We start from the raw sequence: 12272 nt of genomic DNA, 5'->3' as shown, positions 1-12272 counted from the left end.
GCATGACGGTGACCGCACCCGAGTCCGCGCCCGCCGCCGAACTGCCGCCGTCCAGCGGCACCCGGCTGGTGGACCGCGTCTTCAAGATGCGCGAACTCGCCATCCTGGTCGTCTTCCTGGTGATGATCGCCGTCACCCAGGCGGGCAACAGCGAGTTCCTTTCCGAGCAGGGCATCAAGGACCTGCTGCTGAACGCGACGATCCTGGTGCTGGTCGCCACCGGACAGTCACTGGTCGTCATCACCCGCAACGTCGACCTCTCGGTCGGCTCCACCCTCGGCATCAGCGCCTTCGCCGCCGGGACCTATCTGCACGGCGGCGGGAACCCCGTCGTCGCGATCGTCCTCGCGGTCCTGCTCGGCGTCGGCTGCGGGCTGCTCAACGGGCTGCTCGTCAGCCTCGGCCAGGTGCCCGCGCTGGTCGTCACCCTCGGCACGCTCTACATCATCCGCGGCGTCGACTCCATCTGGGTCGGCTCCCGGCAGATCACCGCCGCCGACCTCCCCGGCGGATTCGTCGACTTCGGCTCGGGCGGCGTCTCGGCCGTGCCGTGGCTCGCGCTCATCGCGCTCGCCGTCCTGGTCGCGACCGCCTACTACCTCAAGCACTTCGGCTCGGGACGCGAGTCCTACGCCCTCGGCTCCAACCCCGAGGCCGCCCGGCTGGCCGGCATCCCGGTCCGCAAGCGCATCCTGACCGCCTACACCTTCTGCGGGGCGCTCGCCGGTCTGGCCGGCGCGCTGTACCTCGCCCGGTTCGGCAACGTCGACTCCGGCACCGGCAACGGCTACGAACTCACCGTCGTCAGCGCGGTCGTGGTCGGCGGCGTGGTCTTCACCGGCGGCTCGGGCAGCGTCTACGGCGCCGCCCTCGGCGCCCTCCTGCTCACCAGCATCAACAGCGTGCTGCCCGCCCTCGGCGTCAGCTCGGTGTGGGTCCTCGCCATCAACGGCGTGCTGCTGCTGCTCGCCATCGCGGTCGACCGGATCGTGGCCCTGCGGGTGGCGACCGCGCTGAAGAAGTCCACGGCGAAGAGGCCGGCCGGCGACGGCGCCCGGCGGCCCGCCCCGGAGAAGGGGAGCTCCCGCAATGCCTGAGTCCTTGTCGCGCGCCGTCCGCTGGGACACCGTCGTCGGCGCCCTCCTGATCGTCCTGCTGCTGCTCTCGTTCGGATGCGTCGACGGCTTCGGCAACGCCCTCAACCTGTCGTTCCTGCTCGGCAACACGCTGCCGATCGCCCTGATCGCGCTGCCTATGACGCTGCTCGTGGTCTCCGGGGAGATCGACCTGTCCGTCGCCTCCACGGCCGGTCTCTCCGGCGCGGTGATGGGCAGGCTGTGGAACGAGGGCATGGCGATCGAGACCATCGTCCCGCTCTGCCTGCTGCTCGGCGTCTGCTGCGGGCTGGTCAACGGCCTGCTCGTCACCCGTCTCGGACTGCCCTCGCTGGCCGTCACCATCGGCACCCTGGCCGCCTACCGGGGCATCGCGCAGATCGTGCTCGGCTCCGACGCGGTCACCGACTTCCCCACCCAGTACCTGGACTTCGCGGCCGGACGGATCGGCGACACCTTCCTGCCGCAGGCGTTCCTGCCTTTCCTGGTGCTGCTCGCCGTCGCCGTCGTCGCCCTGCACGCCACCCCGTTCGGCCGGTCGCTGTTCGCGATCGGCGCCAGCGAGGAGGCCGCCCGGTTCGCCGGGATCCGGGTCAGGCGCCAGAAGCTCGTCCTGTTCGTCCTCACCGGCCTGATGGCCTCCCTCACCGGCGTGTTCTGGGCCCTGCACTACGCCAGCGCCCGCTACGACAACGCCACCGGACTCGAACTCTCCGTCGTCGCCGCCGTGCTGCTGGGCGGCATCGACTTCGACGGCGGCAGGGGCACGCTCGGCGGCGCGATCGCCGGGGTGTTCCTGCTGGGCGCGCTCCAGAACGTCATGAGCCTGCTCAACGTCTCCGCCCAGTCGCAGATCGTCGTCACCGGCGTCCTGCTCGTCGTCTCCGTGCTCGGCCCCCGGGTCGCACGCCAGATCTCCGTCGCGCGGGCGGGCCGCAGAGCCGCCGACCCGACACCGACGCCGTAAGCCAGCCCACCCCCGTAAAGGAACTCCACGATGCGCAAGTCATCCCTCCGCCGTGCCGGTGCGGCCCTCGCCGCCGCCACCTCCCTCGCGCTCGCCGTCACCGCCTGCGGCGGCACCACGAAGAACGACGTCAAGGACGACAGCTCCGCCGCAGCGAGCGCCGGGAAGGCGGACCCGGGCGCCGCGCTGAAGAAGGGCCTGACGGTCGGCTTCCTGCCCAAGCAGGTCAACAACCCGTACTTCACCTCCGCCGACAAGGGCGGCGAGAAGGCCCTCGCCGAACTGGGCGAGAAGTACAAGGAGGTGGGCCCCTCCAGCGCCACCGACACCTCGGGACAGGTCAGTTACGTCAACACCCTCACCCAGCAGCAGGTCGACGCGATCGCCGTCTCCGCGCAGGACCCGGGCGCGCTGTGCACCGCGCTCAAGCAGGCGATGAAGAACGACATCAAGATCGTCACCTATGACTCGGACACCAAGACCGACTGCCGCAACGCCTTCGTCTCGCAGGCCAGCGCCGAGGACCTGGGCCGCACCGAGGTGCAGCTGCTCGCCGAACAGATCGGCTACAAGGGCGAGATCGCGATCCTGTCGGCCGCGCAGACCGCCACCAACCAGAACACCTGGATCGAGTTCATGAAGGACGAACTCAAGGACCCGAAGTACAAGGACATCAAGCTGGTCAAGGTCGCGTACGGCAACGACGACGCGCAGGCGTCCTTCCAGCAGACCCAGGGCCTGCTCCAGGAGTACCCGAAGCTGAAGGGGATCATCTCCCCGACCACCGTCGGCATCAAGGCCGCGGCCCAGTACCTGTCCGGCTCCAAGTACAAGGGCAAGGTCAAGCTGACCGGTCTCGGCACCCCCAACGACATGCGCAAGTACGTCAAGAACGGCACCGTCGACGCGTTCGAGCTGTGGGACCCGGCGCGCCTGGGCGACCTCGCCGCCCGCACCGCCGTCGCCCTCGCCTCCGGGCAGATCACCGGCAAGGAGGGCGAGACCTTCAAGGCCGGCGACACCGAGTACACCATCGGCAAGGACGGCGTGATCAACCTCGGCAAGCCGACCGTGTTCGACGCCAAGAACATCGACCAGTTCAACTTCTGATCCGGCGAGGGGTGTTCATGCAGCGCGTGTGCTTCCTGCTGAAGGTCAGGGCGGACCGCCTCGACGAGTACCGCGAGCGGCACGCCACCGTGTGGCCCGAGATGCGCGCGGCGCTCTCGGCCACCGGCTGGCACAACTACTCGCTCTTCCTGCGCGAGGACGGCCTGCTCGTCGGCTACCTGGAGACCGAGGACTTCCGCGCGGCCAGGGCGGGCATGGAGGCCACCGGCGTCAACGCCCGCTGGCAGGCCGAGATGGCGCCGTTCTTCGAGACGCTGGACGGCGCCCGTCCCGACGAGGCGATGACTCCCCTCACCGAGGTCTTCCACCTCGCCTGACCGTCCCACGGACGGTGTGACACCGCGCCGGGCGCGGCCCGTCGGGGCCGTGTCCCCCCACCCACCAGGAGCCGCACCATGAGGAGACGTACCGTACTCGCGACCGCCGTGCTGGCGGCCGTCGCCGCCCCCGGCGTCGCGCGGGCGGCCGAACCCGGCCCCTCCGTGACCGCCCGGGGCACCACCCTGCTCGACGCGCGGGCGATCTACTTCGTCTCCTACGACGGGCTGGTCAACAACAACTCGTTCCAGAAGAACGGCCTGTTGACGTACAAGGGGTACCAGTACGCGGCCTGGTACACCGCCACCCGCGACGCGGTCGTCGGCCGCCGCGCCCTCGGCGCCACCACCTGGTCGGCCGTCACCCTGCCGCACCGCCTCAAGAGCGACGACTCCCACAACGTCGTCTCGATGGGCGTCTCGAAGACCGACGGGCGCCTCCACCTGAACATGGACTCGCACAGCGACGGCTTCTTCTACCTGAAGTCCGTGGCCGGTCTCCTCGACTCCCCGGCCTCCACCGGGTGGAGCGCGTCGGCCTTCGGCGCCGTCCAGACCACCCTGGACGGGCTCGCCCTCACCTCCCAGTTCACCTACCCGCAGTTCGTCGCCACCCCCGAGGGCCGCCTCCAGCTCAGCTACCGCGCCGGGGTCTCGGGCAACGGCCGCAACGCCCTGGCCGAGTACGACGGTTCGACCTGGCGGGCGCTGGGGGAGTGGTCCAGCTCGACGGGCACCTACACCAGCGCCCACGGCTCCAGCACCGCCCGCAACATGTACCTGCACGGCATCGACTACGACGCCTCGGGACGCCTGCACGCCTTCTTCACCTGGCGCGAGCAGAACGGCGCGGTCATGTGCGACGGCGGTGGCATCACCAACCACGACACCGGCTACGTCCACTCCACCGACCGGGGCCGCACCTGGCGCAACGACGCGGGCACCCTCGTCGGCGCCACGGGAACCACGGACACCGTCGGCATCGGCGACCCCGGTCTCGTCGTCGACCCGCTCGACCCCGACCACTCCCTGATGAACCAGGAGAGCCAGGCCACCGACTCGGCCGGCCGGCCGCACGCGATCATCAGCTACGTGCCCGGCCGCTTCGGCCAGTGCACCACCGGGTACGTCGCCGACCGCACCGCGCACGGACGCGCCTTCCACGTGCGCAAGAACGCCGCCGGGAGCTGGCAGAAGACCGAGATCCCGGTCCCGCTCGACTCCAGCCAGCGCACCCGCCTGGTCCTCGACCGCTACGACAACGCCTACGCCGTCCTGCCCTACGGCCGGATCGCCGGGGCCTCCCGCGCCTCCGGGTACACCGACTGGACGCTGCTGTACGACGGCGGCGGACTGAACGCCTTCGGCGAGGTCGTCGTCGACGAGTGGCGGGTGCGCGGGGACAACACGCTGTCGTTCCTCTACCAGGAGAAGTCCACCGGTACGACCCCCTCGGCGCTGCGCGTCGCCGACTTCGCGCTGCCCGCGTGACCGGGCCCGGCACGTGCGAGGACGGCGGTAATGTGAGCTTCTTCCACCCACCGTCCCGCGTCACCCTGGAGGTCCCTGCCTGATGGCTCAGTCGGTGGGTATCAAGGACGTCGCCCGCGCCGCCGGAGTCTCCGTGGGCACGGTCTCGAACGTCATCAACCGTCCGGACTCCGTCGCCACCGAGACCCGGGCCCGTGTGCTCTCCGCCATCGACCGGCTCGGCTACGTGCGCAGCGAGTCCGCGCGCCAGCTCCGCGCCGGGCGCAGCCGGATCATGGGGCTGCTCGTCCTCGACATGGGCAACCCGTTCTTCGTCGACGTGGCGCGCGGCGCCGAGCGCGCCGCGCGCGACGCCGGTCTCGGCGTGATGGTCTGCAACAGCGCGCAGAGCGCGAGCGAGGAGGCCGAGTACCTCGCGCTCTTCGCCGAACAGCGGGTGCGGGGCGTGCTGTTGACGCCCGCCGACGCGACCGGCCGCAACATCGCGGCCTTCCGGCGGCACAACATCCCCTTCGTCCTGGTCGACCGGGTCGCCGAGGGCACCACCGAGTGCTCCGTCTCGGTCGACGACGTGGCGGGCGGCGCCCTCGCGGTGCGCCACCTCGTGGACGCGGGCCACCGCTCGCTCGCCTATGTCAGCGGCCCGCCCGGCCTCAACCAGGTCACCGACCGGCGCACCGGCGCCCTGGGCGCGCTCGCCGAGGCGGGCCTCGGACCCGGCTGCCTGCGCGAGCTGCCCACCGAACGGCTGGACGTCGCCGCGGGGCGGGACGCGGGCGCCCGGCTGCTCGGCCTCGCCGACCGGCCCACCGCCGTCTTCTGCGCCAACGACCTGCTCGCCCTCGGCGTCCTGCAGGCCATGTACGCGGCCGGGGTCCGGGTCCCCGACGACCTCGCGATCGTCGGCTACGACGACATCGAGTTCGCCGCCGCCGCGGCCGTCCCGCTCACCTCGGTCCGCCAGCCCGCCGTCACCATGGGCGCCCTCGCCGCCGAACTGCTCCTGGAGGAGACCGAGGCCGACGGCGGACCGCGCGGTCACGACCACCGGCGGGTCGTGCTCCAGCCCGAGCTGGTGGTGCGCAGGTCCAGTCTCGCGGCCCGCTGATCCCCGGTTCCGTAAGATTTCATGATCCCGGGGGTCGGTCACCGCAGGACGTGTGCTGAACTGGATGGCGGCCCGTAGTCCGTCCGTGTCTGGAGTCCTGTTGAGCGCCTCGTACCGCCAGCCCGGCGTCGTCCTCACCGACCGCACCTTCACCGTGCCCCTCGACCACGCCGACCCCACCGGGGAGACGATCGAGCTGTACGCCCGCGAGGTCGTCGCGAGCAAGGACGCGGACCGCGACCTGCCCTGGCTGGTCTACCTGCAGGGCGGCCCCGGCTTCGGGGCGGACCGTTCCGTCGGCCGTCCCGCCTGGCTCGACCGGGCCCTGGACGAGTACCGCGTGCTCCTGCTCGACCAGCGCGGCACCGGCCGCTCCACCCCCGCCAACCGGCAGACGCTCCCGCTGCGCGGCGGCCCGGCGGCGCAGGCCGAGTACCTCACCCACTTCCGCGGCGACGCGATCGTCCGGGACTGCGAGACGATCCGCCCGCTGGTCACCGGCGGCGCCACCTGGACCGTCCTCGGCCAGAGCTTCGGCGGCTTCTGCACCGTCTCCTACCTCTCCCTCGCCCCCGAGGGTCTCACCGCCGCCCTCATCACCGGCGGGCTGCCCTCCCTCGACGCGCACGCCGACGACGTCTACCGGGCCGCCTACCCGCGCATCGAGCGCAAGGTCGCCGCGCACTACCGGCGCTACCCGCAGGACGTCGCCCGCGCCCGCCGCATCGCCGAGCACCTGCTCAGCCACGAGGTGACCCTGCCCAACGGCTACCTGCTGACCGCCGAGGCGTTCCAGTCCCTCGGCATCCTCCTCGGCCGCGGCGACGGCAGCCACCGGCTGCACTTCCTGCTGGAGGACGCGTTCGTGCGCACCCCGGCGGGCCCGGCGCTCTCCGACGCCTTCCAGGAGGAGGTCCAGGCCCAGCTCTCCTTCGCCGGGCACCCCCTCTACGCCCTGATCCACGAGGCGATCTACGGCCAGGACGAGCGCCCCACCGACTGGTCGGCCGAGCGGGTCCGCGCCGAGTTCCCCCAGTTCGACGCGGCGAAGGCGCTGGCGGGTGAGGGGCCGGTGAACTTCACCGGAGAAACGATCCACCCCTGGCGGTTCGACTGCGACCCCGCGCTGCGTCCGCTGCGCGAGACCGCCGACCTGCTCGCCGCCCGCGCGGACTGGACGCCGCTGTACGACCGCGCCCGCCTCGCCGAGAACGAGGTCCCGGTCGCCGCCGCCGTCTACCACGACGACATGTACGTCGACACCGCCCACTCCCTGGACACCGCCCGCGCGATCCGCGGCCTGCGCACCTGGGTCACCGACGAGTTCGAACACGACGGCGTCCGGGCGGGCGGCCCGCGGGTCCTCGACCGCCTCCTGGCCCTCACCCGCGACGAGGCGTAGCGGCGGGCCGGACCGACCGACCCCCGGCCCGGACGTCAGGGCCGGGCCGGGGGTATCCCCGCGGGCGCGCCGGGCGGTCTCTTCGACCGGCTTCCTCTACCGGCCCGTCGGCCTGCGCTCCAGGTGCAGGCGCAGAGCCTCCGGCATCAGGGTCAGGCGTTCCGTGACCCGCAGGCGGTAGGCCGGGTCGGGGACCAGGCGGTAGCGGCGCAGCAGCAGGCCGAGGACCAGCGTCGCCTCGTGCAGGGCGAACTGCCGTCCGATGCAGGCCCGTGCGCCGGTGCCGAACGGCTTGAAGGTGTGCGGGGCCCGGGTCCGCACCGCCGCCGGTTCGAAGCGGTCCGGGTCGAAGCATTCGGCGTCGGCGCCCCAGACCTCCGGGTCCCGGTGCAGCATCGCGGTCAGCACCAGCGTCCACGCGCCCCGGCGCATCGGGTGCTCCCCGGCCAGCACGGTGTCCACGGTCGCCTCCCTGGCGTAGGCGGGCGCCGTCGGCCACAGCCGCAGCGACTCGTCGAGGATCCGGCGCACATGGCGCAACTTGGCGACCTGGTCGTACCCGGGCCGCGCCGCGTCCCCCCACACCGCGTCCACCTCGGCGGCGGCCCGCGCGGCGATCTCCGGGTGGCGGGAGAGGTAGTGCAGGGCGAAGGAGAGCGCGCCGGACGTCGTCTCGTGCCCCGCGACCAGGAAGGTGATCACCTGGCGCCTGACGTTGAGGGCGGAGAGCCGCTCGCCGGTCCTGGGGTGCGCTGTCGCCAGCATCCGGTCCAGGAGGTCGCCCTCGCCGCCGCCCGACGCCCGGCGTTCCGCGACCAGTTCGTCGACGGTGGCGTCGAGGCGGGCGATGTCGGCCGCGTTGCGGCGCGCCGCGCCCCGCAGCAGATGGCGGGCGAGCGGGGCCGGGACGGTGTTGAGGCGCTGCGCGTACCCGAGGGTGCCGACCATCGCGGTCACGAAGGGGTGCGGGCGGTCGCGTTCGAAGGAGCCGAAGTCGTGGCCGAAGCCGGTGCGCGCGATGGTCTCCAGGGTGAGCTTGGTCATGTCCCCCGGCACGTCCACCGGGCGGCCCGCGGCGAGCGCGCCGTCCCAGTGGTCGGTCAGCCGCCCGGCCACCGCCAGCATCATCGGGTGGTAGCCGGCCATCGCCTCCCGGCTGAAGCCGGGCGCCAGCACGTCGTGCGCCAGTTGCCAGTTGGGCTCCTCGTTGTACGCCGTGAACAGCCCGTCCCCGGCCACCGGGCGCAGATTGGCCACCCCGAGCCCGACGTGCTTGGCGAACCGGGTCTCGTCCGCGAGGTCGGCCACCTGGCGGGCGCCCCACACGAACACGAACTCCTTGCCGAACGCCTTGCGCCGGAAGACCGGGCCGAGGGCGGGCGCGTGGCGGAGCGAGTCCTGGAGCGGGGTGCGCCTGCTCGCCCCGATCACGTCGCCGAGGAAGGGCAGCCGGTGCGGCGGGTGCGGGATGCGGTGGAGCTCGGGCCAGCCCTGGTCGGCGTCGCGGAACCCCTTGGGCAGTCCGGTGGCCGTCGTCGTCTGCGCCATGACGCGATCTCCCTCGATCCGGCGGCGAGTTGCGCGTGTTGTACGTCGATTCAATAGCGCGACCAGTCTGATCCGGCTGCCGAACCGGCGTCAAGCAGGCTGCGCGTCAAGGGCGTTGAGTACAGTGCGGAGATGGTCGCGAACCAGGGCGAGCGCACCCGCCGAAGACTCAGCACGCAGGAGCGCCGTGAGCAACTCCTCGCAGTCGGGGCGCGGTTGTTCTCCGACAGCCCGTACGACGAGGTGTGGATCGAGCAGGTGGCGGAGATCGCCGGTGTCTCGCGCGGCCTGCTGTACCACTACTTCCCGACCAAGCGGGACTTCTTCGCGGCCGTCGTGGAGCGCGAGAGCGAGCGGATGCTGCGGATGACCGAGGCGGTGCCCGGGGTGCCCGCCCGCGACCAGCTCGCCGCCGGGCTCGACACCTACCTGGAGTACGTCCAGGCGCACGCCCACGGCTTCCGTGCCTTCCACCGCGCGGACGCGGCCGGTGACCAGGCCGTCCGCAAGGTCTACCAGCGGGCCCTGGCCGCGCAGGAGCGGCAGATCCTCGCCGCGCTCGCGGCCGACCCGGAGTTCGGGAGCGCGGTCAGGGGGCGCCCCGACGCGGCGCTCGCGGTCCGGGGCTGGCTGGCCTTCACCACCGCCGTCTGCCTGGAGTGGCTGCGCGGTCCAGGACTCTCCCGGGAGCAGGTCCGCGATCTGTGCGCGCGGGCGCTGCTGGGGGTCATCGCGTCCTGAAACGCGTGGTTCGCGCGCCGACTTCACCCGCCCGTGGTTGGCGTACACCCCGATCTTCGGTAGGTTAGGCAAGGCTTACCTAATGAGGAGGTTCCAGGATGGGCGACAGCGACAGCTGGACGGCCGCGCCGACGGCGGCGGAACGGGCCCGCTCGGTGCTCGCCGCCTCGTGGTCCTGCGCGGTGACGGCGGACGGCGGACGGGAGGAGTTCGTCGGCGCGCACACCGTGGCGGACGACGGCCGGGTCGTGCTGGAGGTGCCCGAGGACAGCGCCCTGCTGACGGCGGCGATCTGCGCGCCCCGCGGCGAGCCGTCCGCCGTGCTGGAGTTCGCCGACGTCGCGCCCGTCCCGGTCCGCAGCCGGATCAGGGCCAGACTCTGGCTCGCCGGGTACTTCTCGCCCGAGGAGAACCGCCTCGCCTTCCACCCGACCCGCGTGGTGCTGCGCCCGCCGACCGGCGCCGTCGTCATCGACCTCGACGAGTTCGCCGCCGCCCGGCCCGACCCGCTGGCCACCGCCGAGGCCCGGCTGCTCACCCACCTCGCCGACTGCCACGGCGACGCCGTCGAGCGGCTCACCCGGCTCGTCGACCGCGAGAGTCTGCACGGCACCGTCCGCGTCCAGCCCCTCGCCGTCGACCGGCACGGACTGACCCTGCGGATCGAGCGCACCAGCGGCCACGGCGACGTACGGCTGCCGTTCCACGCGCCCGCCGACGACGTCGCCCGGCTCACCGAGCGCATGCACGTCCTGCTCACCCAGGCGAGCGCGGCCTCCTGCCCGCGCGCCCTACAGCGGCAGCGCACAGACCGCGACGGGTGACGCGAACGGCTCGCCCGCCAGCTCCAAGCCGCCGTCGGCCGCGTCGACGTGGAAGACGCTGACGGTGCCGGACCGCTGGTTCGCCGCGAACAGCAGCCCGCCGTCCGGCGAGAAGGCGATCTGCCGGGGGAAGTCCCCGCCCACAGGGACCGTGCCGAGCAGCCGCAACCGCGCGCCGTCGGCCTCCACCGCGTACCGGGCGAGACTGTTGTGGCCGCGGTTGGCCAGGAACGCGTACGCCCCGTCCGCCGTCACCAGGAGCTGCGCCGGGTAGTTGGTCCCCGTCCCCGAACCGGTCGGCTGCGGCGCGCCGATGGTCAGCCGCCCGGTGCCGGGCGCGTAGCCGCAGACCGTCACGGTGTCGTCCAGCTCGTTGGCCAGGTAGGCGTGGCGGCCGTTCGGATGGAACGTCAGATGGCGCGGTCCCGCACCCGGCCGCGCCGCGGCCCGCGCCGCCTCGGTGAGACGGCCGGTCTCCTGGTCGAGACGGTAGCTGTAGACGGTGTCGGTGCCCAGGTCGACGGCGAGGACGTGACCGCCGTCCGGGCTGGTCGTGAACTGGTGGGCGTGCGGGCCCTGTTGACCTGGCCCCGGGGCGGGGCTTTCGTGCGTGAGCAGGGCGGTGCGCTCGCCCGGCGCACCCGACGCCTCGATCCGGTGCACCGCGACGGTGCCGGAGCCGTAGTCCGCGCTCAGCAGCCACCGGCCGCTCGGGTGCACCGACAGATGGCAGGGCGCCGAACCGCCGGTGGCCCGGCTTCCGAGCACGGCGCGGTCGGCGAGCCGCACGGCGGTCACCGCGCCCGCCTCCCGCTCGTCCACCGCGTACAGCGTCCGCCCGCCGGGACCCACCGCCAGGTACGAAGGGTCGGGCACCCCGGTGAGGGTCCCGGTGCCGCTGATCCGCCCCGAGACCGGGTCGTAGGAGGCGATCCCGATGCCCTTGCCGCCGCCCTCGGCGGAGGTGTAGGTCCCCAGGTAGAGCGGGGCGCGGCCCGGTCGCGGAGGGCGCCGGTGAGGCCGGCGTCCCCGGGCTGGCGTCCCGGTGGGCGACGCTCGCCCCGGCCGGGTCGCCGGCCCGCGAGCAGGCGGGCAGCGCGGCCGTCCCGGCGAGGGCGGCCACGAACCGCCGCCTGCTCAAGCCCGCTGCCGCACCGCTCATGTCGTCCGCACCCCGGATGATCGCCGACCTCTGCCACCGCCACCTTGGCCCGAGGCCCCCTCGGAACGCAACCGGCGCCCGGCGCCGCGCGCCCCGTCACCAGTCGCCGTCCTCCACCGGCTCGCCCCGCGGCCGGGTGAGGTGCTTCACCTGCTGGTCGGTGGGGGGCTTCCAGGGCTCGTGGTCGTCGCCCAGCCAGTCACCGACCGGCTCCACCGCCGCCAGGGACTCCGCCGGGGCGAGGTCCTCGGCGCCGTCGTCGTAGTGGTCGAACCAGGGCAGTCCCGCCGCGGTGTACGCCGCCCGGTCCACCGGTGACGGCGGGGGCGCCTCGCCGGTGATCCGGCGCCACTCCGGGGGCGTCACCAGGTGCACGAAGACCCGTCCGCCGGGCTCCCGTGACCAGTCGTCCGCCGGACGGTCGTCCAGGTAGACCTCCTGCCGCATCGAACCGCCCACCCCGAGG

At 72.9% G+C, this 12272-nt stretch carries 10 protein-coding genes and 2 pseudogenes; 9 read left to right on the top strand and 3 right to left on the bottom strand.

The genetic code is table 11. From position 1 onward, the window contains the following. The first annotated feature begins 2 nt into the window (after window positions 1-2). The 7 genes from GA0115242_RS33405 (at window position 3) to GA0115242_RS33375 (ending at window position 7531) form a co-directional block, all read left to right on the top strand. Window positions 3-1097: an ABC transporter permease gene (locus GA0115242_RS33405; protein WP_237549458.1), complete on the top strand. Its 1095-nt coding sequence runs from the start codon at window positions 3-5 to the stop codon at window positions 1095-1097. Beyond that, window positions 1090-2082 carry an ABC transporter permease gene (locus tag GA0115242_RS33400; protein WP_093835234.1) on the top strand — a complete coding sequence of 331 codons (993 nt, stop codon included), beginning with the start codon at window positions 1090-1092 and terminating at the stop codon, window positions 2080-2082. The genes GA0115242_RS33405 and GA0115242_RS33400 overlap by 8 nt, the downstream gene beginning before the upstream one ends. A gap of 30 nt (window positions 2083-2112) precedes the next feature. Continuing rightward, window positions 2113-3192, top strand: coding sequence for a rhamnose ABC transporter substrate-binding protein (gene rhaS, locus GA0115242_RS33395; protein ID WP_093835232.1), 1080 nt, complete (start codon window positions 2113-2115; stop codon window positions 3190-3192). A gap of 17 nt (window positions 3193-3209) precedes the next feature. Continuing rightward, window positions 3210-3530: an L-rhamnose mutarotase gene (locus GA0115242_RS33390; protein ID WP_093835274.1), complete on the top strand. Its 321-nt coding sequence runs from the start codon at window positions 3210-3212 to the stop codon at window positions 3528-3530. A gap of 78 nt (window positions 3531-3608) precedes the next feature. After that, a complete protein-coding gene (locus GA0115242_RS33385) occupies window positions 3609-5021 on the top strand; it encodes a BNR repeat-containing protein (protein ID WP_093835230.1) in 1413 nt (470 codons plus the stop codon). A gap of 82 nt (window positions 5022-5103) precedes the next feature. After that, window positions 5104-6129 carry a LacI family DNA-binding transcriptional regulator gene (locus tag GA0115242_RS33380; protein WP_093835228.1) on the top strand — a complete coding sequence of 342 codons (1026 nt, stop codon included), beginning with the start codon at window positions 5104-5106 and terminating at the stop codon, window positions 6127-6129. A 100-nt stretch (window positions 6130-6229) separates the two neighbouring features. Then, complete coding sequence (locus GA0115242_RS33375; RefSeq protein ID WP_093835227.1) at window positions 6230-7531, top strand: alpha/beta fold hydrolase; 1302 nt, start codon at window positions 6230-6232, stop codon at window positions 7529-7531. Window positions 7532-7627: 96 nt separating this feature from the next. Here the strand turns inward: GA0115242_RS33375 and GA0115242_RS33370 are convergent, their stop codons facing one another. Then, on the bottom strand, window positions 7628-9079 hold the full coding sequence (locus tag GA0115242_RS33370) for a cytochrome P450 (RefSeq protein ID WP_093835225.1): 1452 nt from the start codon (window positions 9077-9079) through the stop codon (window positions 7628-7630). 132 nt (window positions 9080-9211) lie between these two features. On the opposite strand from GA0115242_RS33370, the gene GA0115242_RS33365 reads away from it, so the two are divergent. Together GA0115242_RS33365 and GA0115242_RS33360 are read left to right on the top strand one after the other, a co-directional pair. After that, complete coding sequence (locus GA0115242_RS33365) at window positions 9212-9820, top strand: TetR/AcrR family transcriptional regulator (RefSeq protein ID WP_093835223.1); 609 nt, start codon at window positions 9212-9214, stop codon at window positions 9818-9820. 98 nt (window positions 9821-9918) lie between these two features. Further along, entirely contained in the window at window positions 9919-10644 is a 726-nt protein-coding gene (locus GA0115242_RS33360) for a DUF2470 domain-containing protein (RefSeq protein ID WP_093835221.1), read from the top strand. Here the strand turns inward: GA0115242_RS33360 and GA0115242_RS33355 are convergent. Continuing rightward, a pseudogene (locus tag GA0115242_RS33355) lies at window positions 10612-11806 on the bottom strand (lactonase family protein). The gene GA0115242_RS33360 and the pseudogene GA0115242_RS33355 overlap by 33 nt on opposite strands. A 96-nt stretch (window positions 11807-11902) precedes the next feature. Beyond that, window positions 11903-12272 (bottom strand): annotated as a pseudogene (locus GA0115242_RS33350) (hypothetical protein); the annotation flags it as partial.

This window comes from Streptomyces sp. SolWspMP-5a-2 (assembly GCF_900091845.1).
Classification (GTDB): Bacteria; Actinomycetota; Actinomycetes; order Streptomycetales; family Streptomycetaceae; genus Streptomyces; species Streptomyces doudnae.
Note: the sequence above shows the minus strand (reverse complement) of the source record. Positions and strands in the feature narration are given on the sequence as shown.